The sequence below is a fragment of the Sphingobium sp. TomTYG73 genome (assembly GCF_055394245.1).
Genome location: NZ_AP027339.1, coordinates 1,892,702 through 1,915,551, shown reverse-complemented (window position 1 = coordinate 1,915,551; position 22,850 = coordinate 1,892,702). Strand labels below are relative to the sequence as shown.

The following is a 22,850-nucleotide window of genomic DNA, read 5'->3' as shown; positions in this document are numbered from 1 at the left end:
AGAACCTTTTATGCCAGTCACTCCAAAGCCTGCTCGCCGCAAGGCAGTGGCCAAGACGCCCGGCTCTACATTGTCGGCGGCTGAAGCATTGAAGGCCGCGGAAGAAGCGGTGAGCGTCAGCCCAAAGGTTGCGCCAGCGCGGAAGGCCGTGGCGGTCAAGAAGGCGGCGGTTAAAGCCGCAAAGCCTGACCCGGTCGCGATCGTCGCCGCCACCACGGCGGTCGATGCAGCGCCCGAACCGGCTGCTCCGCCAGCAATTGAACCGGCCCCTCATGCACCAGCGCCGCTGGTCGAAGAGGTCGCCATCGAAGTCGAAGAAACCAAGAGCCTTTCGTCCGAGGCCGGGCCGGTAGAGCCCACCATGCTGCCTGCCACAGAAGGAACCAAGATGATGAACGACGTGATCGAAACCGGAAAGAAGTTCGCTGAAGAGACCAAGGCCAAGTTCGAGACGGCCTATGCCGGTCTGAACGAGAAGGCCAAGGCTGGCGTCGAAAAGTCGACCAAGGCCATCGAAGAGCTGAGCGACATCGCCAAGGGCAATGTCGAAGCGCTGGTCGAATCGGGCAAGATCGCTGCCAAGGGCATTGAGACCCTGAGCCAGGAAGCTGTCGATTACAGCCGCAAGAACTTCGAGAAGGCGACTGCCTCGCTCAAGAGCTTCTCGACGGTCAAGACGCCGACGGAATTCTTCCAGCTGCAGAGCCAGCTTTTCTCGAGCAGCTTTGACGAGCTGACCAAGGAAGCCGCGAAGAGCAGCGAAGCGCTGATCAAGCTGGCTGGCGAAGTCGCCCAGCCGCTGACCGCACGCGTTACCGTTGTCACGGACAAGGTAAAGTCGCTCGCCGCCTGATCGGCGGTAAAAGACTTGAAAGAATGAAGCGGCTCTCATCCCCGGGGTGAGAGCCGCTATTCTTGGTTACCACCATCCCTTGCGCGATGACCTGCAATCTGCGCCCCTTGCCTTAAGGGCTGGAATCGCCATATCCTCACCCGTCATGAGCAGCATCAGCAGATATCGGGAGAAGATGGCGGGCCGGGACCAGGATGATCAGGGTGAAGGCCCTGGCGGTCCCAATGTCGGCATCGCGACGCGCACCCGCGCCCGCACCAAGAAGCCGTCTCTCTACAAGGTATTGATGCTGAACGACGACTACACGCCGATGGAATTCGTCGTGCATGTCCTTCAGCAGTTTTTCCGCATGGATATGGAAGAAGCCACCCGCGTGATGCTTCACGTGCACCAACGCGGCGTCGGGGTTTGCGGCATTTTCAGCTATGAAGTGGCGGAGACAAAGGTGAACCAGGTGATGGACTTCGCCCGGCAGAACCAGCATCCGCTTCAATGTACGCTGGAAAAGGCCTGAATTTCCGAAGTCACGCTTTTCCTAGCTTAAGGTGACGAACACCACGCTTTTGGCGTCATCGGGCTCCTTTCATGGTTATTATATATTAAGGATGGTTGCTTAGGCAGAAGGCGTCATGCCTGCCATTCTCCGTTCTCCTTCTTCCAGACTGACGCCGCTGGTTGCTGGCATTGCCTATTTCCTGATGGCGACGCTGGCGATGCTATGCTCGCGGTTCGAAGGGGGACTCGCTTTTGTATGGGCCGCCAACGCGTTGCTGATGGCGGAATTGCAGACATCGGAAACCAGCTATTGGCCGCGTGTAATCGTGGCTTGCGGTATTGCCAGCATCATATCGACGTCGCTGTTTGGCATGGGGCCTTGGGCAGCGCTGCCCATGGCGTTCATCAACATCGCCGAATCGCTGATCGTCGCGATCCTGTGCCGTCGGTTCATTCCCGTCCACCTGAGTGACGGGTCGAAGCGCTCCCTTCTCGTCTTCATCCTGGCACTTTGCATCCCTGCGAATATCATCGCTGGCACGGCTGCGGCGCTTGTCGCCTCGACCCTTACGCCTGTGTCCTTCGGCGCTTCATGGCTGCAATGGTATAGCGGCCATGTGCTGGGCGGCCTAGTCTGCACGCCGATCCTGACGATGCTGTTGCAGGGACAGGTTCGCGCCTGGGCTCGGGAGACATCCGGCAGGCAGAAGCTGGAGGCTTTGGCTCTTCTGGCCCTCTTCGCGGCCGTGATCGTCCATATATTCTATTTCGCGCATTACCCGATGCTGTTCCTATTGGTGTTGCCGCTGGTCGCGATCGCGTTCCGCATCGGGTCGTTGGGAACGGCGGCCGCAGTCGTGCTGCTCGCCGTGATCGGCGGGGCCGCGACCATAACGGGCCATGGGCCGGTGAACGTAGTAGCCAGTAGCGTGGGTGAACGCACCCAGTTGTTTCAGTTCTTCCTTGCCTTCACTTTCCTGCTGTCCATGCCGCTTGCAGCCGAACTGAACGGTCGCCGACGCCTGTTCCAGATGTTGCAGTCGAGCGAGGCCCGATATCGCGCCATTGCCGAACATAGCGGCGACCTGGTGTTGAACGTCAGCGTTGATGGCATCATCCAATATGCTTCGCCTTCAGCGGCCGAGCAGATCGGCTGCGCGCCCGCAGTGCTCGTGGGCCGTTCGGCGGACATCATGGTCGATCCCAAGGATCGCGCGGAGGTTCACGGGGCTCATCAGCGCGCTCTGGCACGGCCGGGCGACGTGCAGACAGTAGAGTTCCGCCCGGCAGCTTTCACCGATGGGGTCGATTGGTGCGAGATGGTCACGCGTGCCGTGCTGGACGAACAGGGCCTTCCTACCGGGGTGATCAGCACGATCAGGGACATGTCGCGGCACAAGGCGCGGCAGAGGGCGCTGCAGCGCGTCGCGGCCGTGGATACGCTGACCGGCGCCGACAGCCGCTGGGCCTTCATCGAAAAACTCGACCAGGAAATCAAGCGGGTGGCGCGAGGCGCTAATGCCTGTCTGCTGATGATCGACATAGATCATTTCAAATCGGTCAATGATCGCTACGGCCACGGGGTAGGGGACAAGGTGCTCTCCAGCTTCGTCGAGCGCCTGCGTCCTGGCTTGCGCGGCGGGGACAGTATCGGAAGGCTTGGCGGAGAGGAGTTTGCGATCCTTCTGACGGGCACCGATATCCAGCGCGCGAGCATGGTGTGCGAGCGCTTACGGAACATGGTGTCCGCGCAGCGCATCAGCGCCGTCGGCAGCGAATCGATCGCCATTACCTTCAGCGCAGGACTCGTTGAACTTGACGGGCGAGCGAGCAGGGCGGATCTGCTCGATGTTGCGGACAAGGCCCTTTATCGCGCCAAGAATAGCGGGCGAAACTGTTTGCGACTTGCCGCCTGAACCGGCCACCGGGCTTCCGGAAAACGCATCTCCGATCCTGACGAATATGTCAGATGATATGTTGTAACTTCATCTGGTCTGGCCTATGTACTGGCCACCATGCCAACCAACATCCGCTCTCGCCTGTCAAATGGCCGCATCGATCGCATCGCGATTGCGGTGTCGGGCATGTGCGTCGCGCATTGCATCGGCACGGCGGTCCTGCTCGGCGTTCTTGCGTCGGCTGGCGGGGTTTTTGAGAATCCTCTCTTCCATGAGGTTGGGCTTGTGCTCGCTATCCTGCTGGGGGCGGTGGCGCTTGGGCATGGGGCAATGGAACATGGCTTCATGATGCCAGCGGCCGTCGGCTCGCTGGGTCTGGGCATAATGGCAGGGGCCATGACCCTGGACCATGGATGGCAGGAAAGTGCTTACACCTTGTTTGGCGTGGTGACGCTGGCCCTGGGGCATGATCTCAATCACCGGGCTGGACGATAAGGCAGCCTGACCGGAACGCATAGGAAAGGGGGCTTGTCGCCCCCTTTTTTTGTTATTGGCTTATATTCCGGTCAGGACTGCTTCCGGTCCAGATGATGATCGCCCTTAACCCAGCGAACCGTCCCGGTGCTGGCGCGCATCACGACGCTATCCGTGGTCAGCTTGCCGCCGGGCAGCCGCTTGACGCCTGCGAGCAGGGAGCCGTCGGTGACGCCGGTCGCCGCGAAGATGCAGTCGCCCTTTGCCAGCTCCTTGAGGTCATAAACCTTGTCGAGATCGGTGATGCCCCATTTGAACGCCCGCGCCCGCTCGTCGTCATTGCGGAACAGCAGCTTGCCCTTGAACTGACCGCCGACGCAGCGAAGTGCCGCGCACGCCAGCACGCCTTCAGGCGCGCCGCCTGAACCCATATAAATATCGATATTCGTTTCCGGATCAGTGGTCGCGATCACACCGGCGACGTCGCCGTCGGGGATCAGCATGATGCCGCATCCGATTGCGCGCAGTTCCGCGATCAGCTTTTCATGCCGGGGCCGGTCAAGAACGCAGACGATGAGCTCATGAGGATGAACGCCCTTCGCCTTAGCTACGGCTTCGACATTCTCTTTCACCGGCCTGTTGAGGTCGATGATGCCGTCCGGATAGCCCGGACCCACCGCCAGCTTTTCCATGTAAACGTCGGGCGCGTTCAGCAAGCCGCCTTCTTCCGAAATGGCGAGAACCGCGAGCGCGTTGGGACCAGCCTTGGCCGTGATCGTCGTCCCTTCAAGCGGATCGAGAGCAATGTCGATCTTCGGGCCTGATCCGATGGCGTTGCCGACCTTCTCACCGATGTAGAGCATCGGTGCTTCGTCGCGTTCGCCTTCGCCGATGACGACGGTGCCGTCCATGTAGAGGTCGTTGAATGCCATGCGCATCGCTTCGACAGCGGCAGCGTCAGCCGCTTTTTCGTCGCCGCGTCCAATCAGCTTCGAGGCGGCGATGGCGGCCGCTTCGGTGACACGCACCATCTCAAGCACCAGGACGCGATCGAGAACTGAGCTAGCCTGCACCATGATAATCCCTCTGCTGTCTCTTTGTGATCAGCGCGATAGGAGGTCATCCCCGCCTTGTCGAGCCATCCACCCGGACTCAGCCTGCTTTTCGCGGCGCCAATGCAACGGAAGGTCGTCTGTGGCGTTAAAATGCCAACAATGACAAGGGGTCGAAGTGATGATCGCCGCGCTGCTTGCTACCAGCCTCGTTCAGTCAGCGGCTCATCCTCCTCAACCTATCTCGGCTAAGGCAGCCCCGTGCCAGGCGGTGCCGATGCTGTGCATGTCCGGTCGGCATGCTTCGAGCCGCCTGCCGTGGGAGGACAGCGCAAGACGCGCGGACAACAAGATGAGCGCCTATCGCTTCGACGCGCGGCCGTGCCGGATTATCGGAAACATGGGTTGCCCCAAGCAAGCCCGTCTGCGCGTATTCAAACTTGGCGAACCTTTGCGCGAGACTTTGATGCGCAGCTTCGCGGCCCGTTAAACGGCAGCCCTTTTCAGTCGAGAATATGCATGACCATCGGGGTCTGGAGCAGGCTGTCCGATCCCGCGAGCCGCCGAAGCGTATCGAGGACGCAGCGCTCTTCCCCCGCATGGGTGACGATCGCCATCAGCACGCTGTCATCATGGCTTGCGCCGCGCTGGATCATGCTTTCAATCGACACACCGGCGTCGCGCGTCGCAGCGGCGATCTCGGCAAGGACGCCGGGGCGGTCCTGTACCTTGAAGCGCAGATAGCTGCGGCCAATCCGCGCGCCTGCGTCCGCTGCCGGTTGCCGCGCCAATGCCGCGACCGGCATCGCCAGGGCATCGCCATATTCATCGCGCGCGACGTCGATCAGATCTGCGACCACGGCCGATGCTGTAGGACCATCGCCTGCGCCCCGGCCCTGGAAGAAGAGGCGGCCGACGAAATTGCCTTCGGCCACGACGGCGTTGAGTGAACCGTCGACATGGGCAAGCGGATGATCGAGGGGGACGAGCATGGGGTGAACGCGCTGGAATAACCCGCCCGGTCCATTTTCGGCCATCCCGACCAGGCGAATGCGATAACCCATGGCCGCTGCTTCGGCGATGTCGGCGGCGATGACGTGGCGGATGCCCGTTACCGCGACGCTGCCAAAGTCCAGTTCCGTGCCGAAAGAGAGGCTGGCAAGAATGGTCAGCTTGTGCGCGGCATCGACACCGTCGATGTCGAAGCTCGGGTCCGCTTCGGCATAGCCCAGTTCCTGCGCTTCCTTCAGCACATCGTCGAAACCGCGCCCTTCCTTCTCCATCGTGGTCAGGATGTAGTTGCAGGTGCCATTGAGGATGCCATAGACGCGGCTGATCTCATTGGCGGCGGCGCCTTCGCGCAGGCCCTTGATGACCGGGATGCCCCCGGCGACGGCAGCTTCATATTTGAGGGCGATGCCGGCTCTCTCCGCCAGCGTGGCGAGATCAAGGCCGTGATGGGCCAGCATGGCCTTGTTGGCCGTGACGAATGGCTTGCCCGCCGAAAGACACTGCCGGGCTAGGGTGAGCGCGGGGCCGTCGGCGCCGCCGATCAGTTCCACCACCACATCTATATCGTCGCGGCCGGGCAGGGTGGTCATGTCGTCCACCCATTCATAGGGTGACAGGTCCACGCCCCGGTCCTTGTTGCGGTCACGCGCGGAAATGGCGACGATCTGAATCGGGCAGCCAGCGCGCCGCGCGATCAGGTCGGCATTTGTCTGCAACAGCCGGATCACGCCACCGCCCACCGTGCCAAGGCCGACAAGCGCGACGCGCAGCGGGGCATGGCGGTGAAGATTGGTCATGATAGTGGCTGTCCTCAGGCTGATATAATGCCGCGCTGATAGCCGCCAACGCGCCGCTGTCCAAGAAAAAGGACAAGGGCGGCGCGTTCGGGGGTGTCAACGCGCGGAACGGGTGCGGCCGCAATTGCCGAGTGACTGGATGACAAAGGCATAATCGATCCGAGCCGCCTCCGCATCGACAGGAGCCAGCGCGCGAGCCGAGGAGCCCGGCAGGGTGGGCGGCAAGCTGCAAGCCAGGCGATACCAGAGAAGGCTTCCGGGTGCAGGCGGCCGCGCCGCTTCATCGACGATTTCGCCCAGGGCAACGGCCCATTTCGGTTGCTGCCCTGGGCGGCGCAGGATGGAAAGGGATACCGGATCCCCCGTGGCCGTTCGCAGGAAAATCTGCGTCTCGCCTTCGCCTGCTACCGTTCCTGCCACGTGGAAGGCGTCGCCAGGGCCGATGATGCGAGGCGGTGCGTTGGAAGCTACCAGTTCAGACAGAATGGCCTTCACCTGCTCGATCGCCGCAGTCGTGGCAGGAATTTGAGCGTCGCCCGCCACCAACTGGATTTCTCCCGGCCGTCCTCCTGGACGAGCAAACAGGATGACCTGCGTTTTCTTCAGCTTGGGAAGCTTTCCTCGGCCATTCAACGGCGCATCATAAAGATAGCGGACGCGTGGACTGATTCCCCCTTCGCCGCGAATCAGTGACGTGACTTCGGCCTCCACAAAGACCCGTTTTTGACCGGGAGGGACATTTTGGACCGTTTTTTCGGGTAGTGCAATTATGCTGCTGATGCGTGTTACTGCAACCAGCGGAGCCGTGTCTGCCAAATCCGCGAAATCGGCATAGGAAAGGGTGGCGGACTTTGTGCCATCACTCGTCTGGGCCGCTGAAATCAGCGGAGATGCGGCGAAAATGAGGCATGTTGCGGCGGCGGTTTTGAAGGTCATGGAGGATTTTCTTTGCATGTTCGTCACTGCCTAAAGTCATCCGTGACAATGTTGTCACAGGCAAGTCATTCTGTATTAAAATGCTAATCGGAAATTATCCTGTCGATAAAGCGTTTGCGTGCCACGATGCGCCGCGATAGGAGTTTGCGCGGTAGCAAATGCGCGGAAGGGGGCCAAAGGTGGCCAGGGACGACCTGGTCAACTAGGGCCATTTTTGGCTTGTTTGCTTATAACAATGGTAAGTTGAGTTAAGGAGTGTCGTTGCCGAATGGCCTATGCTGACCACTCGCAAGGATCGAGTCGTACGATCTCGATCGTCATCGTCGCCCTGATTCACGCTGTTCTGGGTTATGCCTTTGTTACCGGCCTTGGCATGAAATATGTCAAAAAGGCGGCGGAACAGCTGAACGTGATCGACGTGAAGGAGGAACCGCCGCCACCGGATGAGGAGCCGCCGCCGCCGCCGCCAGACCAGCCGGTCGAGCCGCCGCCAGTGGTCGCGCCTCCGCCGATCGTCCAGACGCCAGCCCCCGCGCCGGCCATTGCCACGGTGCGTACGCCGCCGCCGGTTTTCAACCCGGTTCCGGTTGCTGCTCCACCGCCACCACCGCCGCCGCCACCTGCAGTGCCTGCTTCGCGTGCAACGCCGCGCAGTTCGCCCGGCAGCTGGCTTAGCGATGCGGACTATCCGAGCCGCGCACAGCGTGAGGAGCGTTCGGGTACAGCGGGTTTCCGGCTCGAGATCGGCCCTGACGGTCGCGTCACGAGCTGCACCATCACCTCTTCGACCGGTCATTCCGATCTCGATGAGGCGACCTGCCGTCTCCTGCCGCGCCGCGCGAAGTTCAAACCGGCCACGGCAGCCGGAGGTGGCCCGATGTCGGATACCTATAATGGTCGCATTACCTGGCGACTGCCTGAATAATTGTAACGGGAAGGCTGGCGCTGCCGCCTTCCCCTTCTATTGATCCTTTTGAGAGGGAAGTCTTGAAAATGTTGATGTATCTCGCAGCCGCGGCCGCGCCGAAATCGGAGAACCCTTACGGCTTGATGGAGGCCCTGCAGCAGGGCGGCACCATCGCCTGGACCGTGTTCCTCATCCTTTGCGCCATGTCGGTGGGCACATTCTACATCCTCTTCACCAAGCTGATCGAACAGCAGAAGGTCCTCAATCAGGGCAAGAAGGTTCGTGCAACCTTCTGGCGCGCCCCGACCCTCAAGGAAGGTTCGGCCAAGCTCGAAAAGAACTCGGCCTACAAGCAGATCGTCGATGACGGCATCAAGGCTCAGGAAGAACACACCAAGCTGACCGATCCTGTCGAAGCCCATGACTGGCTGCACGGTTCGCTTGCCCGTTCGGAAGCCTCGATCAACTCGAAGCTGGGCGGTGGTCTGGCGTTCCTCGCGACCGTCGGTGCAACTTCGCCGTTCATCGGTCTGTTCGGTACGGTTATCGGCATCTATCGCGCGCTCATCAAGATCGGCGCTGCCGGTCAGGCTTCGATCGACGCCGTTGCCGGTCCGGTCGGTGAAGCTCTGATCATGACGGCGCTGGGTCTGGCCGTGGCCGTTCCCGCCGTGCTTGCCTACAACTTCCTGCAGCGTCGCAACAAGTCGATCGCCGAACAGCTGAATGGCTTCACCGTCGATCTGCTGGCTCACCTGGTGTCGAACGGCGCTGTTAAGCCTTCGTTCGCGACTGCCCCGGCTGCGCCTGCCGCCAAGACGGCTGCTGCTCCGACCAAGGCCTGATTGGGTCAAGGAGCCGGTGTGGGGGTTAGTGGACGGCTGCGACCGCTGCTTCCCCACCGGCCATGGGCCCCAATTGACGGGGCGCCATCGACACGCATGTTAGGAAATTATCAATGGCAATGAGTGTTGGCTCCGACGGCGGTGAAGACAAGCCGATGTCCGACATCAACACGACGCCGCTCGTCGACGTCATGCTGGTGTTGCTCATCATCTTCCTCATCGCGATTCCGGTCGTCGTCCAGACGGTTCAGCTGCAGCTCCCCAAGGTCGCTTTCGAGCCCACGACCACGAAGCCGGAAAATGTGTCGCTATCGATCACGCAGGCCAAAGACGGCAGCTGTGCGGTCTATTGGAACCTGACCAGGGTGTCTTCAAACGAACTGCTCGACCGCGCGGTCGCGAAGCTTGAAGCGGACATCAAGAAGGCGGGTGGCGTTGAAAACATGACGCCTGAGGATCTGCCCGAAGTACACATTCGTGGGGACATCAATACCCCCTATCGGTGCATCGGTGGCACCATCTACACGATGCAGCGCGCCGGTTTCCCGAAGGTCGGCTTCATCTCCGAACCCGAACCGGGTTCGACGGTGCAGCGGCTCTAAGTTTTTAGGAGTATCGCCCCATGGCAATGAGCGCCGGAAAAGATGATGGCGAGCCGATGATGGACATGAACACGACGCCGTTGATCGACGTCATGCTCGTTCTCCTCATCATGTTCATCATCACGATCCCGATCCAGACCCACGCGGTCAAGATCGACCTACCGCAGAACGCGCCACCGACCGACAGCGTCATCGACCCTGTCAAGAACAAGGTTGCGATTGATGCTGGCGGAATCATCACCTGGAACGGTTCGGCCATCGACCTTCTGACCCTGCGTCAGTATCTGCAGCAGTCGCTGCGGTTGCCGGTCGAACCCGAATTGCAGTTCCAGCCCGATGCTGCGACCCGCTATGTCGTCGTTGATCAGGTTCTGGCCGAGATCAAGCGCGCTGGCGTCACGAAGCTCGGCTTCGTGGGCAATGAACAATATGGAAACTTCTAAGAGCTGGCTACGCCGCCGCCGTCTGGCCGGGAATGTTCGACTTCCCGTTTCCGGGCGCGGGCTGGGGTGACGCAATCAGCTTTTGGTTATCTAAAGGGTCGCTTCGGCGGCCCTTTTTTTGGTCCCCGCCTCAACGGTTCCTTAACCCTAATGTGAGAAGTTCCACCCAAAGGAATGCATCTGATCATGGGCGCTGAATTGCACATGGACCTGAACCAAAAGCGCGGTCGCCAGACTGACCGGCGCTATGTTCAGGTGCCCGTCAAAGTGAGGCGGCCAAGCGAGAACTGGTTCAAAAGCAGCGTCGCCGACTTGTCAGTTAATGGCTTCCTCCTGCAGAGCTTCATGAAGCTGGCCGCAGGTGATTCCCTCTGGGTCATGCTGCCTGGATTCGAAGGACGACGCGCTCAAGTTCTCTGGACACGGGGCCATGAAGCAGGTTGCCGGTTCGAACGGCCCCTGCATCCCGCCATCCTTGATCATATTGTCAGGATCAGCGGATAGTATAGCTTTGGAGGCGGATTTGCCTCAGGCCGCTGGCGCATCCTGAAACTGAAGGTTTGCCAACCTCGCGTACAGACCCTTCTCGGTCATCAGTGCGGCATGATTGCCCTGTTCCACCACGCGACCATTATCGAGTACGATGATCCGGTCAGCGGCGCGAACCGTTGCCAGCCGGTGAGCGATGACGATTGTCGTTCGCCCCTGCATCAGGCGCGCCAGTGCATCCTGAACCAGCCGCTCCGATTCCGCGTCCAGAGCAGAGGTCGCCTCGTCCAGCAGCAGGATCGGCGCATCGCGGAGCAGGGCGCGCGCGATCGAAAGGCGCTGCCTTTGTCCTCCGGAAAGCCGCGCTCCACCTTCGCCCAAAAATGTGTCCAGCCCCTCGGGAAGGGCGCGCAGAAACGTCTCTGCATTGGCCGCACGCGCTGCTCCCCAAATCTCCTCGTCCGACGCGTCCCAGCGGCCAAAGCGCAGATTGTCCCGCGCCGATGCAGCAAAGATAACGCTGTCTTGCGGAACCATCGCCATCATATTCCGAACGGTTGCCGGGTCGGCATCCTTCAGATCGACGCCATTCAGCCGGATAACCCCGGTCTCAGGATCATAGAAGCGTAGCGCGAGCTGTATCAGCGTGGATTTGCCTGCACCTGACGGCCCGACGACTGCCACTGTTTCACCCGCCGCAATATCGATCGAGATGCCGTGCAGCGCGGCATCGCCCGGTCGCGTGGGATAGCTGAAATGCACCCCGTCGAACTGGAGATTCGCGCCATGTGGAAGTTGGGGAATCGGTTTGGGCGACGCAGGAGCGACGATTTCAGGCTGCGCCGTCATAAGCTCGTGCAAGCGGCTCGCCGCGCCCGCTCCCCGGAGCAGGTCGCCCCAGGTTTCTGACAGCGCGCCAAATGCGCCCGCAACAAGGCCGCCGGTGAGAACAAAAGCCGCGATACTGCCGCCCGAAAGCCTGCCCGCCGCAACATCCAGGGCGCCTTGCCACATCACCGCAGTGATCGATCCAAAGACCAGAGCGATGACAACCGCCGTCATCGCCGCGCGGAGGAGGATACGGCGCCGGGCCGTCGCAAATCCTGCTTCCACCGTGGTGTCGAAGCGCGCGGATTCCCGCGCCTCCTGCCCGAAAGCCTGAACGATCTTCATGGCGCCCAGCACTTCGGACGTTACGCTGCCGACGGCGGCCAGCCTGTCCTGACTGGCGCGGGAGAGTAGCCGTACGCGGCGGCCGAGGCTGATCATCACGACCAGAATGATGGGGATGCCAAGCACCAGAAGGCCCGCGAGCTTGGGCGCGAGCGCGAAGAGGTAGATGAGGCCACCAACCCCGGTGACCAGATTGCGCAAGGCGACCGACACAGTCGAGCCGACGATCTGGTCGATGATGGCGGTGTCCGCCGTCATCCGCGACGCGATTTCAGATGGCCGGTTCTCTTCGAAAAAGCGGGGTTCCAGGCGCAGCAGATTGGCCTGCGTCGCCGATCGGATATCGGCCACCACCCGTTCCCCAAGCCAGGATACGAAGTAGAAACGTGCCGCCGTTGCCAGGGAAAGGATCAGCACAATCAGCAGCAGATACTGAAACCACCGGCTGATATCCCCGCCGCCCATGAACCCCCGATCGATGACGAGTCGAAAGCCGCTGGGGATGGCGAGTGTCGCGGCGGACGAGACGATGAGCGCGGCGAGCGCGGCGGCGATCCGTCCGGGATAGCGCGTGGCGAAGCGCCACAGCATGGCGAGGCTGCCAAGGGACGAACGCGCGCCGCCGCGCGGCATGGACTTTTCCGCATCTTGCATGGGCGCGCGCTTAGCAGCCCCCGGCGCAAGCCTCAACGAGGATCAGCGGCGCGGCGTCAGCTGGAAGGTGTAATCTCCGCCGCCAGCGTCATGATGCGGCGAGCGGCCGTGCGCCCGGTCAGCGCGTAGGCCATGTCGCCAGCTTCCCAATAGGCGATGATATCGGCTGCGCGCCGGGCGATCAGGGGATGTCCCTCTGCAGGCGTTTCGGCTTTATCCGCAAAGAAGGAGAGTTGTTCGCCTGCCGGTGTCACGATCGAGATGGCTATGGCCGGACTGTCCGGCGTCGGAAAGAGCTGAACGTCGGTAACGCGCCAGCTGCGGGGAAAAGATGGCAGGATGATCCCGGTTGAACGGCGTATTTCCTCGCTGTTGAGGGTCGCGCTTTCCACCTGGGACGCCATGTTCTGCCGCAACAGGCCAGCACGGTGGGAGGCTGCTGCTTCGTCGAGGAAGGGGCTGGCCTGCGCCGCCTGTGGAAACTCGCCCAACGCGCCTCTCGCAATCCAGCCAGTCGCCAGCAGGGCTGCGATCGCGGCTGTCCGGCGCAAATGCTGCCAGCCGCGCCCGCTTTCATTATCGTTGGCGACCGGGATCGACATGTCACGCCTGCGCCCTACCAGCGTGCCCTTGGTGCCGTCATGCATCAGCCGGAAATCGATGTGCGGCCAGCGCTGACGCCAGCGCCGCGCCACGATCCGCTCGCCCGGCCGCGCCGCGTCATCCAGCAAGACAACGGCGTTGGGCGACAGCCGTGCAAACAGGCTGTCTGCTGCGCCTCGCACCAGCGGGTGAACCGACCATGGCGGCCCGTCGATGATCAGCAGGTCGATGCGCTCAGGCAGATCGTCGAGCGCATACCAGCGCCCCGGCCAATCGCCGCTCTCCGATGCCAGCGGCGCATGGCGCAGGTCGGCTTGCAGACCATGATCGCAGAGCCAGTTGCGGGTGGCATCGACAAAGCCGCCATGCTGATCAAAGCTGGTCAGGCGGCCACCACCATGCATCGCTAAGGCCTTAGCCGCAACCAATGTGGAAGCGCCAGCGCCCAGTTCCACGACCTGCGCAGGTCGCAAGCGAGCAATCTCCCGCACGATATGGCGCAGGAAACCGACATCCGCCTTCCAGCTGCCAAGATGGGGAAGCGCATCATGAGGCAGGTTCAACTCATCCATCAGGGCGCGTTTGTCGGCTTTGCGCCCACCCGAAAGGCTGGCGAGCAGCCACGGCCAACTGATCGCCCCGAAACCGATGCGCCATGCCAGATCGGACATCCGGCGTTGTGCCGCACCGTCCTCCTGTTCGGCCAGGGAAAGAAAGCCGGTCAATTCGCGGGAAGTCACGATGCACCCATCCTTATATAAGATCTGGCGGGACTATGCGGCGGCCCGCGATTTTCGCATAGAGCCTGTGTCCGCTCCTTAACTTGCCGCTCAGGAAACGTCGATGACACGTATAATTTCCGCCACTATCGAACGCTGGCCGGTAGCGGGCGCCTTCATCATCAGCCGGGGCGCCAAAACCTCTGTGGACGTCGTGGTCTGTACCGTGAGCGATGGCGTACATGTGGGCAGGGGCGAAGGCACGCCGATCTATTATGAGGGAGAAGCCGCCGAAGGCTGTGCCGCCGCCATCAACGCCTATCAGGGGCCGCTGGATCGCGAGGCACTGCTGGAAGCGATGCCCCGAGGCGCGGCGCGCAACGCGCTTGACTGCGCGTTGTGGGACCTGGAGGCCAGGCAGGCGGGCATTCCCGTTTGGCAACTGGCCGACGTTCACCCCCCCGCACCGCTGCCTACTGCCTTCACCATCAGCCTGAATGACCCCGACCAGATGGAAGCCGACGCCCGTGCCGCGGCGGGCAGGGGCTTTGCCCTGTTGAAATGCAAGCTGACGGGTGAGGGGGACAGGGAACGGATCGCGGCGGTTCGCGTCGGGGCGCCCAGTGCGCGGCTGATCGTCGATGCCAATGAAAGCTGGCATGATCTCGACATTGCGGCCGAAGCGGGCGCTCTCGCTGAACTCGGCGTGGAAATGGTGGAGCAGCCGGTTTTTCACGGGCGTGAGGACAGGCTGGCGGGCGTTAAGGCGCCGCTCCCGCTCTGCGCGGACGAAAGTTGCCACACTCGCGCGGATCTTGATCGACTGGGGGACTTTGACGCGGTCAATATCAAGCTGGACAAGGCGGGCGGGTTGACCGAGGCGCTGGCTCTTGCCCGTGCCGCAAGGGAGCGGGGCTTCCGCATCATGGTTGGTTGCATGCTCGGCACGTCGCTCGGGATTGCCCCTGCGGCGCTGGTCGCGCAGGGCGCCGACTGGATAGACCTGGATGGCGCCCTGCTGCTGGCCAAGGACAGGGATTGTGCCCTCGCCTTGCGGGACGGCATGCTGCAGCCGGGCACGCTCTGGGGCACGGGTCAGTAACCGAGCGTCAGGCCCACGGCATAATATTTGGGACCGACATTGCCTTTCACGCGCAGCTTCGGAACGATCGGCATCGCGATGGTGGCATAGGGTCGGCTGTTGTCACCGCTGAACCGAATGCCCGCGCCGATCGTCGCAAAGGCTGGCAGGTGGTAGGTCGCCTCGACCCGGCCATAAAGCTTCGCCTCGCCATCGCGCAGGTAAACGCCCGCACCGGGGGTCAGGCTGAAACCCGCCACGTCCAGTGCGTAGCCAGCGCCGATTTCGGTGCCCCAATGACCATTCGCCCGGCCGTAATTGACTTCGGCTCCAAGCCCTTCGGCATGCGCCGCAGGAGCCATGGCGAGAGAGCCCATCAATGCAGCGGCGGCGATTTTGGCGCGTGAAATCATCTTAAATCCCCAATCAGCGATGCTGCTGCCTGACCGGCTGACAGGGCCGAGGCAAGCAAGGGGAAGGTGAAGCGAATCGAAAACCCGCTCAGGTGAGCCGCGCAGCTCCCCCATGCTCGATGTGGATGGGATCGGGATAGGGCATGATCGTCCGCCCGTCCGGCGCTGCGGTAAAGCTCGTCTGGGTGGGATAGGCAAATTCAATGCCTTCCGCCTTGAATCGCTTCCAGATCGCAATGCCGATGCGGTGGCGCGACTGAAAATAATCATGCGTGTCGGGGTAGGGCACATCGAAATTGAGTTCGTAATCCAGCGAGCTCGCGCCAAAGCGCACCAACCCCGCATTAACGAAGTGCATGCCTTCGTCCGTCACGATCTCTTCCAGCAAGGCCGGGATGGCGTCGGCCTTTTCATCCGGCGTCTGGTAGATGATGCCGATGGCAAAGGTGACGCGGCGCTGCTCCAGCGTTTGAAGGCTGGTAATCTCCTTTTGCAGGAGGTTGGCGTTGGAGATGACCTTCTTCTCGCCAGTCATGGCGCGCAGGCGTGTGCTCTTGAGGCCAATGCGTTCGACCCGTGCGGTGGTCTGGTCATAGGTAATCACCTCGCCCCGGCGGAAGGGCTTGTCGAAGATGATCGACAGGGCAGCGAACAGGTCCGAGAAGATGCCCTGCGCCGCGAGGCCGATGGCGATGCCGCCGATGCCAAGGCCCGCGACCAGACCCGTTACGTTGACGCCCAGATTGTCGAGTACGACGATCAAGGCGATGGCGAACAGGCCGAAGGTCACGAGGACGCGGATCAAGCCCATGGCGTTGGCCAGGGTTTCGCCATGAGCGTCTTCGCCAACGGTCTTGCGTTCAACGAGGCCCAGGATGATCTCGCGCGCCCAGATGGCGGCCTGGAAAACGGCGGCGATGGTGAAGAGGAACGCTACCGTCTTCAGCACCATCTGCGGAGGATTGGCGTAGCTGACCACCAGCCGCGCGGCGACCAGGGCCATGAAGAAGTGGGTGGTCCGGGCGATGGCACGGCCAACGACGTTGGAAACGCCAAGCGTGCTGCCCGGCTTGCCCCTGAACCGCTTGCCGAATTGCCGCAGCGCGGCGAGGGCGAGATAGATGGCGATGCCTGCCCCGACGGCCATCACTATCTGCAAAGAGTGAATGGCAAACCAGTTCGTCGTGGCGTGCCACATTTCCGAAAGGTTGGGAGCGCGAACCGTGAAGGCCGGGTCATTCTTTGCAGCCATGGGGATCCCTGAAAAATCTAAGCGGTCAGGCCGCCAGAGGAAGAGAGGAGCTTGCCCCGCATTCTTCCAGAAAGGCGATCAGTCCGCGTTCGTAGCGGGTGAGATAGCGCGTACTGCGCGGCAAGCGAAGCCCTGCCCGCCATTCATCCTGTCCCGACTTGCACAATTCGATCAGCGCTGGATGAATATAGCTTTTACGGCTGATGGCGGGGGTGTTGCCGAGGGCTTCGGCCACTGGCGCGACCATCTGCGCGAGCGATACAGGGCCGGAGGCTAAAGCCTCGAAGGCGACGGCCGATGCGCCCCATGTGCGGAAATGCTTGGCGGTGAAGTCATGCCGCATGGCTTCCGCTATATAGGCGTTCACGTCTCCGGAAGTGATCGGCCGGGCGATCCCTTCCTCGTCCAGATATTGGAACAGATGCTGCCCCGGCAGGTCCTGCATCGCGCGCACAAAGCGGAGCAGCCGCCGGTCGCTGATCGTCAGGTCATGTTCGCGCCCCGACTTGGCACGATAGCGCAACCGCAGCTTCTGCCCGCTAAGGTCGACATGGCGGCGGCGCAGCGTCGTGGCGCCGAAGCTTTTGTTCGCTGCGGCATATTGTTCATTGCCCACGCGTACTTTCGCAAGGTCCAGCAGGCGGACAACCGCGGCAAGGGTCCGTTCCTTCCGCAAGCCCCGGATCGACAGGTCCGCCTCTATGCGCGCGCGCAGGCGGGGCAGCGCGCGGCCGAACAAGGCGCAGCCGCCATATTTCTTGGCTTCGCGCGCGGCGCGGAACTCCGGATGATAGCGATATTGCTTTCGGCCCCGGTCGTCATAGCCGGTGGCTTGGATATGGCCATGCGGCAGCGGGCAGAACCAGCAATCACGGTAAGCGGGCGGCATACCGATGGCGTTCAGCCTGTCGATTTCGTCCCGGTCGGTGATCCGCGTGCCGTCGGCAAGGAAATAGGCCCATCCCCGTTTCAAAGCGCGACGCGCTATTCCCGGCATGCTGTCATTGGCGTGGACGAGGCGTTGCGGCATTTGGCTCCTTCTCAAGAGCCATTAACCCGTCTTACCGCGCTTGCGTTCCCCGGCCTCGACGCGTGGGGTCAGGATCGGCCGGGCTGTGAGCCGGTCAAGCGCCAACGAAGCGCTCCGCTGCTGCGCAAGCGCCAATGCTCAGGATGGCGGCGGATGACCGATAGATGTGCGAGGGTCAGGGTCGCCGCCAATATCGCGGCGGGCATGGCGATCATCGCCATATTGGGCAGCAGCAGCGCGATCGCGAAGAAGCCCAAGGCTGTGGCTGCGGCGATCATGGTGGACCGTGCTTCACCGTCCGGCCCGCGCATCCAGAATATGCATCCGCTCACCCCCAGCGCGAAAGCCATGGCGAGTCGGGCAGGCTGACCCTGCCCCGCAAGGCCGCAGCCGATGAGCAGAAGAAGGATAAGGAGCGCGATCCCGGCACGAGGCAGACGGCCAAGCAGATAGGCTCCGGCAGGATAAAGCAGCAGCTCCGCCATCAGCACCGCTGCCAAGATCGATCCGGCAAGTGCCGCCTGCTCTGGCCCGGCGATGACCGCCACCACTGCCGTGGCAGCCCAGGGAACGAGGCGTTCGGGCGCCATGCGAATATGGCTGACCCAGCCGCGCAGGCCCGCGCGGGTTTCCCATCGCCGGTCCGCAAGGCGCAGTTGGAAAGCCGCGATAATGAACAGCGCTTCCACGCCCCATGGCAGGAATTCCCTGCCGATCATGGGCGACGCCAGCACCAGTCCGAGCAACAAGCCATGGGCGATGCCCAGAATGCGGAGTTCTCCGCTCATCATACTCCCCCTGTGATCGGCTTTGAGGGCCGGAACGGAATGGCCGGGGCTCGCGCACCTTCCCGCTGCTTGCGCGTGAGATAGGTGTCGAGGCCGATTTGCAGCGATAGCATCATGAAGATGAAGGGTTGGTAAGCGATGCCGACGAACAGCGACCCTATCATGTAGATGACATGGCCTTGCTGAAGCGCGAGTGCGAATGGCGCGATCCACGCCTCGCCCGGACCATCGCAGCCCCGATGGCGCCGCCGGATCGCCTCGGTGCGAATGAAGCAGATGACGTGGATCAGCAGCCACAGCGCGAAGCCGAAATAGCCCTGCTCGCCCAGCATCTCGAAATAGGCGCTGTGGTAGGCGCGGCCCTTGTCAGTAACGAGCCGCCGCTCCATGCGCGACCCGCCGCTGTCGGTCACCCGTTCCTGCATGAAATAGGTGAAGCTGTTCTGAAGGTAATTGTCGAAGCCGCCGCCGCCGGGATGCTCTTTCACATAGTCCAGCGTCCATTTCCAAACGGCGAGGCGGGTGGAAGCGCTTTCGTCGCCCTGATGATTCTCGATGGTGGACATGCGCTGGGTGAAGCTGGCGGGCAAGAAGGGGATGGCGGCAAGCGCGGCCACAGCCAGCAATGGGCCATAGACGAACCGCCGCTTCGACCGCATCAGCATCATGCCAGCAAGGATGACAATGCAGACGAGGCCCGTGCGGGCTTCGGTGCCGATCGGCATCAACAGGCAGGCGAAGCACAGCGCATAGGCGAAGGTTCGCACCCGCCAGTCCGGCGGAAAGATGGTGCCGTGTTTCGCCAGCCAAAGGATGAGCGGGATCAGCGAGATGGCGACGCAGCTGATGATGCTGCCTTCGTACAGGCCGCTATTATTATCGACCATCAGGTTGAGGACGCCATAGCCCCCGCCCGACAGCGCCGTCTTCATGCCGCCATTGATGATGATGGTGCTCGCACACAGCACCATGAACAGCGCCAGCGCTTCCAGCCGCAGCCGGGTGCGCAGGGTCAGCGGCAGGAAGATCGCGAAGATCATCGCCTTCCACACCCATTCCCACTTGGTATGGGCGTTGAGCGGGAAGTCGGCCGTCGCGGTCGTATAGCCGCACCAGGCCAGCAAGATCAGCAGCAGCAATTGCCGCATGGAAAAGCGGCAGTCCGTCTTCTTGTCCACCAGCAGCCATGCGCCAACCGCCAATGCGAAGGCAATCGCGGAGATCGGGATGCGATTCAGAAGAAAGTAGGACAGCCGCTGCGGCGAGACGATGTCGATATAGGCGTAGACGGCGACCAGCAGGAAAGGACGCCGCAGCCCCAGCAGAAAGAAGGCGCCAAGGAAGGCGAGGAAGAACAGGTCACGCATCGCGCGATTGCTCCACCTGCGATTCGTCATCCAGATCGGCGCGCGGCAGCAGGCGCCAGGCCGCCAGCATGATGACGCCATGGCTGATCAGCAGGGAAAGGGCGTCAATCATCGCGCGAAGAGTTCTTCCATGGCCACGGCCTTTCCCTAGCGTGGCAGAGTTGACGGGCCGTTAAACCTTTTCCGGCACAAGAAGCGTCATGACTCGGATACTCCATGTGCTCGATCACAGCCTGCCGATGCATAGCGGCTACACCTTCCGCACGCGTGCGATCCTGCGAGCGCAAATGGCGCAGGGCTGGGATGTGCGGGGAATCACCGGATTGCGTCACGGCGCCAAAGGCCCAGCAGAAGAGGTCGTGGACGGCCTTCATTTTCATCGCACGCCGGGCACACCGGCAACCGGCAATCCGTTGCTGCGCGAATGGCGAGACATCGCGGCGCATGCGGACGCGATCGATTCGCTGATCGCTCGGTGGCGGCCGGACGTAATCCACGCCCACTCGCCCGTGCTGAACGCCATGGCGGCGCAACGCGCGGCCAAGCGGCATGACATTCCGATGATCTACGAAATCCGCGCCTTCTGGGAGGATGCAGCCGTCGGAAACGGCACCGGCACGGAGGGCAGCCCACGCTATTGGCTGACGCGGCAACTGGAAACGCATGCGGTGCGCGCGGCTGATGCCGTCGCGGTAATCTGCGAAGGGCTGCGGAGCGACCTGGTCGCGCGCGGGATAGACCAGGCCAAGATCATCGTCTCGCCCAACGGCGTGGACATGGAGCAATTCGGAACGCCGGTGCGCCGCGATCCGGCGCTTACCGCAAGGCTGGGGCTTGAGGGCGCCGACGTGGTCGGCTTCATCGGCAGCTTCTATGATTATGAAGGTCTGGATGACCTCATCGCCGCGATGCCCCGGCTGGTGCGCGCGCGGCCCAAGGTCAAGCTGCTGCTGGTAGGCGGCGGCCCGCGCGAACAGGCGCTGCGGGATCAGGCGACGGCCTCGCCCTTCGCCGACCATATCGTCTTCGTAGGGCGCGTCCCTCATGATGAGGTCGAGGATTATTATGCGCAAGTCGATGTCCTCGCTTATCCGCGCAAGGCGATGCGGCTCACCGACCTTGTGACCCCGCTCAAACCGCTGGAGGCGATGGCGCAGGGGCGGCTGGTGGCTGCCTCTAATGTCGGCGGTCATCGCGAGTTGATTGAGCATGGGGTGACCGGCACGCTGTTCGCGCCCGGCGATCCGGCGGCGATTGCGGCCGCTTTGGCAGAGATGTTCGCTGATCGTGGTTTCTGGGACGATCGGCGGGCAACGGCCCGCGCCTTTGTCGAGCGGGAGCGTAACTGGTCGTCAAATATTCTTCGTTATGGGCCTGTCTATGAGCGGTTGCTGGCGCAGCGGATCGCGCGCGTTCGCGCCGCCGCCTGAACTGCAACATGGCGGCGGTTCGACTTCATAGGGCGATGACCCCGGCCGTGCTGGCAGGGCTGGCGTTCGCGCTGATCCTGTTGGCGATGCCCGTGGGACTGGTCGAGACAATCGTCGCGTCGAGCGGGCTAAGCGAAGCCTTGCCTGCCGCCGCGCCGCCATTGGGGTTGAAAGCGCGCCTGCTCGTCGCAGGCTTCGGCGCGCTGATGGCGATGGGCTTCGTAAGTTTCAACGTGGCGCCCGTGCCGATGAAAAAGGATCGACGCTCTCGCAGCGTTACAGGAGTGAGTGAAATGGGTTTTGCATTGCCGAAGCTGAACTGGCTGTCTCGCGGCCGGACCTCGGGAGCCTCCAGAATATCGCGCCCGCTGATGCGCCGCGCCGACGCGCATCCCGACGCCCCGGCGCGTGCCCCCATCTTTGCGAGCCGCGACTTTGGCGGCTTGGAGATTTTCCCCCGGATTGGCCCCGCGCGCGGTGAACAGTTCGAATCGGCTCAACCGGAAGCGGAGGCGGTAATCTTGCCGGGCGCGCCGACGCCAGCAGAGGCCCCGGACATTCATTCAGCGGTCGATGCCGCGTTTGAAGCGGTGAGCGTCATTGCCACCGATCCCGCCCCCGCCGATCTGTCCAACGACATCCCGCCAGCTCCCAGCTTGCCTTCGCTGGCTGAACTCACCGCGCGGTTCGAGAAAGGCCTAACCGATCGTGTGCGCGGCACCAGGACTGCTGCCGCCGACGGTGTCATCGCTGACATGCCGACCGAACAGCGGGTCCCGGTGCGGGATCGAGTCGAAGATGATGTCGATCAGGCGCTGCGCGCTGCGCTTGGCACATTGCGAGCCATGGCGGATCGGACGCGCTGAGGACTGCCGCTCACCAATCTTCGATCGTCAGCGCCGACAGTTCGATCCACTCCTCTTCCAAAGCCGACCTGCCGCCATCAATTATGATGTCGGCGACGAAATGTCTGGGCAGCGTCCATTCGGCCTCCTCCAGCCCCTCGGCAAACCGGGCTCGTCGATCTTTGGCGTCCGGTCCCTTTATCCGCAGGGTGATGACGTGCCGCCTCCCCTGGAACAATGCGCTGGCCCAGGGACGGCTCATGGCGCGTTCGATGCTCGCGGGTTCGCCTGCACGCTCGATCAATTGGGCCAGCAGTCGGGGCAGGGGGTCCTGTCCACTTAGGCGCCTTCCTTCATTTTCGACCAGTTTCCGGCCTTGGCGGAGATGATCCAGACTTGTCATTGACCCGCGCTCCTGCGATATGTGTTCATGAAATGTTCTATACGTCTCTTGATCCGTTCCCCCGGTTCGCGACCTTGACGCAGGTCGAACACCAGACGGGGATCGCGAACGCTTTCACGGCCAAAGCGTGTCGCCGGAATGCCGTTGTCCCGCAGGAACTTCTCTACGGCGCGAATCAGCATGCGGTTCAATCTCCCTCATCAACGCGATTCGCCCCCTGCGAATCCCTAAGTGTTTTCCTATTTCTCCCCCTATTTCCTACTTGTCTAGGAAAATTCCTATCATTATGG

General features: G+C 62.2%; 25 protein-coding genes. 13 read left to right on the top strand and 12 right to left on the bottom strand.

The window, feature by feature from the left end:
* Nucleotides 1-10: 10 nt before the first annotated feature.
* From ACZ5TH_RS09640 to ACZ5TH_RS09625, 4 genes are all read left to right on the top strand, one after another.
* Entirely contained in the window at nt 11-853 is an 843-nt protein-coding gene (locus tag ACZ5TH_RS09640; RefSeq protein WP_464793756.1) for a phasin family protein, read from the top strand.
* Between the two features lie 145 nt (nt 854-998).
* On the top strand, nt 999-1,367 hold the full coding sequence (gene clpS / locus ACZ5TH_RS09635) for an ATP-dependent Clp protease adapter ClpS (protein WP_449474206.1): 369 nt from the start codon (nt 999-1,001) through the stop codon (nt 1,365-1,367).
* A 115-nt stretch (nt 1,368-1,482) separates the two neighbouring features.
* A complete protein-coding gene (locus ACZ5TH_RS09630; protein WP_464793755.1) occupies nt 1,483-3,264 on the top strand; it encodes a sensor domain-containing diguanylate cyclase in 1,782 nt (593 codons plus the stop codon).
* A gap of 99 nt (nt 3,265-3,363) precedes the next feature.
* Entirely contained in the window at nt 3,364-3,741 is a 378-nt protein-coding gene (locus tag ACZ5TH_RS09625; RefSeq protein ID WP_464793754.1) for a MerC domain-containing protein, read from the top strand.
* Nucleotides 3,742-3,812: 71 nt separating this feature from the next.
* Here the strand turns inward: ACZ5TH_RS09625 and glpX are convergent, their stop codons facing one another.
* The gene (gene glpX / locus ACZ5TH_RS09620; RefSeq protein WP_464793753.1) at nt 3,813-4,796 is read right to left on the bottom strand and encodes a class II fructose-bisphosphatase; all 984 of its coding nucleotides are present in this window, start codon (nt 4,794-4,796) and stop codon (nt 3,813-3,815) included.
* A 157-nt stretch (nt 4,797-4,953) separates the two neighbouring features.
* Between glpX and ACZ5TH_RS09615 the strand changes: the two genes are divergently transcribed.
* Nucleotides 4,954-5,262, top strand: a complete 309-nt coding sequence (locus tag ACZ5TH_RS09615; RefSeq protein WP_464793752.1) for a hypothetical protein — start codon at nt 4,954-4,956, stop codon at nt 5,260-5,262.
* Between the two features lie 13 nt (nt 5,263-5,275).
* Here the strand turns inward: ACZ5TH_RS09615 and ACZ5TH_RS09610 are convergent, their stop codons facing one another.
* Both ACZ5TH_RS09610 and ACZ5TH_RS09605 read right to left on the bottom strand, forming a co-directional pair.
* Nucleotides 5,276-6,580 (bottom strand): homoserine dehydrogenase, encoded by a 1,305-nt coding sequence (locus ACZ5TH_RS09610; RefSeq protein ID WP_464793751.1) that lies wholly within the window; start codon nt 6,578-6,580, stop codon nt 5,276-5,278.
* A gap of 96 nt (nt 6,581-6,676) precedes the next feature.
* The gene (locus ACZ5TH_RS09605) at nt 6,677-7,516 is read right to left on the bottom strand and encodes a hypothetical protein (RefSeq protein WP_464793750.1); all 840 of its coding nucleotides are present in this window, start codon (nt 7,514-7,516) and stop codon (nt 6,677-6,679) included.
* A gap of 268 nt (nt 7,517-7,784) precedes the next feature.
* On the opposite strand from ACZ5TH_RS09605, the gene ACZ5TH_RS09600 reads away from it, so the two are divergent.
* The 5 genes from ACZ5TH_RS09600 (at nt 7,785) to ACZ5TH_RS09580 (ending at nt 10,817) form a co-directional block, all read left to right on the top strand.
* Nucleotides 7,785-8,441, top strand: a complete 657-nt coding sequence (locus ACZ5TH_RS09600; RefSeq protein WP_460986806.1) for an energy transducer TonB — start codon at nt 7,785-7,787, stop codon at nt 8,439-8,441.
* Nucleotides 8,442-8,509: 68 nt separating this feature from the next.
* Nucleotides 8,510-9,268, top strand: coding sequence for a MotA/TolQ/ExbB proton channel family protein (locus ACZ5TH_RS09595; RefSeq protein WP_449474194.1), 759 nt, complete (start codon nt 8,510-8,512; stop codon nt 9,266-9,268).
* A gap of 113 nt (nt 9,269-9,381) precedes the next feature.
* Nucleotides 9,382-9,870 carry an ExbD/TolR family protein gene (locus ACZ5TH_RS09590; RefSeq protein ID WP_449474193.1) on the top strand — a complete coding sequence of 163 codons (489 nt, stop codon included), beginning with the start codon at nt 9,382-9,384 and terminating at the stop codon, nt 9,868-9,870.
* Between the two features lie 20 nt (nt 9,871-9,890).
* On the top strand, nt 9,891-10,313 hold the full coding sequence (locus ACZ5TH_RS09585) for an ExbD/TolR family protein (RefSeq protein WP_196224597.1): 423 nt from the start codon (nt 9,891-9,893) through the stop codon (nt 10,311-10,313).
* 186 nt (nt 10,314-10,499) lie between these two features.
* Complete coding sequence (locus ACZ5TH_RS09580) at nt 10,500-10,817, top strand: PilZ domain-containing protein (protein WP_449474191.1); 318 nt, start codon at nt 10,500-10,502, stop codon at nt 10,815-10,817.
* Between the two features lie 24 nt (nt 10,818-10,841).
* On the opposite strand, the gene ACZ5TH_RS09575 is transcribed toward ACZ5TH_RS09580, so the two are convergent.
* Together ACZ5TH_RS09575 and ACZ5TH_RS09570 are read right to left on the bottom strand one after the other, a co-directional pair.
* Nucleotides 10,842-12,629 carry an ABC transporter transmembrane domain-containing protein gene (locus ACZ5TH_RS09575; protein WP_464793749.1) on the bottom strand — a complete coding sequence of 596 codons (1,788 nt, stop codon included), beginning with the start codon at nt 12,627-12,629 and terminating at the stop codon, nt 10,842-10,844.
* 56 nt (nt 12,630-12,685) lie between these two features.
* Nucleotides 12,686-13,972: a class I SAM-dependent methyltransferase gene (locus tag ACZ5TH_RS09570; RefSeq protein ID WP_464793748.1), complete on the bottom strand. Its 1,287-nt coding sequence runs from the start codon at nt 13,970-13,972 to the stop codon at nt 12,686-12,688.
* 103 nt (nt 13,973-14,075) lie between these two features.
* Here ACZ5TH_RS09570 and dgcA point away from each other — a divergent pair, with 103 nt between their 5' ends.
* A complete protein-coding gene (dgcA, locus tag ACZ5TH_RS09565) occupies nt 14,076-15,053 on the top strand; it encodes an N-acetyl-D-Glu racemase DgcA (RefSeq protein WP_464793747.1) in 978 nt (325 codons plus the stop codon).
* Here dgcA and ACZ5TH_RS09560 read toward each other — a convergent pair.
* The 5 genes from ACZ5TH_RS09560 to ACZ5TH_RS09540 form a co-directional block, all read right to left on the bottom strand.
* Nucleotides 15,047-15,445: a hypothetical protein gene (locus ACZ5TH_RS09560; RefSeq protein ID WP_464793746.1), complete on the bottom strand. Its 399-nt coding sequence runs from the start codon at nt 15,443-15,445 to the stop codon at nt 15,047-15,049. The two genes, dgcA and ACZ5TH_RS09560, sit on opposite strands and share 7 nt — an antisense overlap.
* 88 nt (nt 15,446-15,533) lie before the next feature.
* Nucleotides 15,534-16,697 carry a mechanosensitive ion channel family protein gene (locus ACZ5TH_RS09555; RefSeq protein WP_464793745.1) on the bottom strand — a complete coding sequence of 388 codons (1,164 nt, stop codon included), beginning with the start codon at nt 16,695-16,697 and terminating at the stop codon, nt 15,534-15,536.
* Nucleotides 16,698-16,722: 25 nt separating this feature from the next.
* Nucleotides 16,723-17,727 carry a DNA topoisomerase IB gene (locus tag ACZ5TH_RS09550; protein WP_464793744.1) on the bottom strand — a complete coding sequence of 335 codons (1,005 nt, stop codon included), beginning with the start codon at nt 17,725-17,727 and terminating at the stop codon, nt 16,723-16,725.
* 68 nt (nt 17,728-17,795) lie between these two features.
* Nucleotides 17,796-18,515 carry a hypothetical protein gene (locus ACZ5TH_RS09545; RefSeq protein WP_449474180.1) on the bottom strand — a complete coding sequence of 240 codons (720 nt, stop codon included), beginning with the start codon at nt 18,513-18,515 and terminating at the stop codon, nt 17,796-17,798.
* On the bottom strand, nt 18,515-19,882 hold the full coding sequence (locus ACZ5TH_RS09540) for a putative O-glycosylation ligase, exosortase A system-associated (RefSeq protein WP_464793743.1): 1,368 nt from the start codon (nt 19,880-19,882) through the stop codon (nt 18,515-18,517). The genes ACZ5TH_RS09545 and ACZ5TH_RS09540 overlap by 1 nt, the downstream gene beginning before the upstream one ends.
* A gap of 200 nt (nt 19,883-20,082) precedes the next feature.
* On the opposite strand from ACZ5TH_RS09540, the gene ACZ5TH_RS09535 reads away from it, so the two are divergent.
* Both ACZ5TH_RS09535 and ACZ5TH_RS09530 read left to right on the top strand, forming a co-directional pair.
* The gene (locus tag ACZ5TH_RS09535; RefSeq protein WP_464793742.1) at nt 20,083-21,312 is read left to right on the top strand and encodes a TIGR04063 family PEP-CTERM/XrtA system glycosyltransferase; all 1,230 of its coding nucleotides are present in this window, start codon (nt 20,083-20,085) and stop codon (nt 21,310-21,312) included.
* 8 nt (nt 21,313-21,320) lie between these two features.
* Nucleotides 21,321-22,178: a hypothetical protein gene (locus ACZ5TH_RS09530; RefSeq protein WP_464793741.1), complete on the top strand. Its 858-nt coding sequence runs from the start codon at nt 21,321-21,323 to the stop codon at nt 22,176-22,178.
* Between the two features lie 10 nt (nt 22,179-22,188).
* Here the strand turns inward: ACZ5TH_RS09530 and ACZ5TH_RS09525 are convergent, their stop codons facing one another.
* Together ACZ5TH_RS09525 and ACZ5TH_RS09520 are read right to left on the bottom strand one after the other, a co-directional pair.
* Nucleotides 22,189-22,560: a hypothetical protein gene (locus tag ACZ5TH_RS09525; RefSeq protein ID WP_464793740.1), complete on the bottom strand. Its 372-nt coding sequence runs from the start codon at nt 22,558-22,560 to the stop codon at nt 22,189-22,191.
* Complete coding sequence (locus tag ACZ5TH_RS09520; RefSeq protein ID WP_097092364.1) at nt 22,557-22,742, bottom strand: hypothetical protein; 186 nt, start codon at nt 22,740-22,742, stop codon at nt 22,557-22,559. The genes ACZ5TH_RS09525 and ACZ5TH_RS09520 overlap by 4 nt, the downstream gene beginning before the upstream one ends.
* Nucleotides 22,743-22,850: the final 108 nt, after the last annotated feature.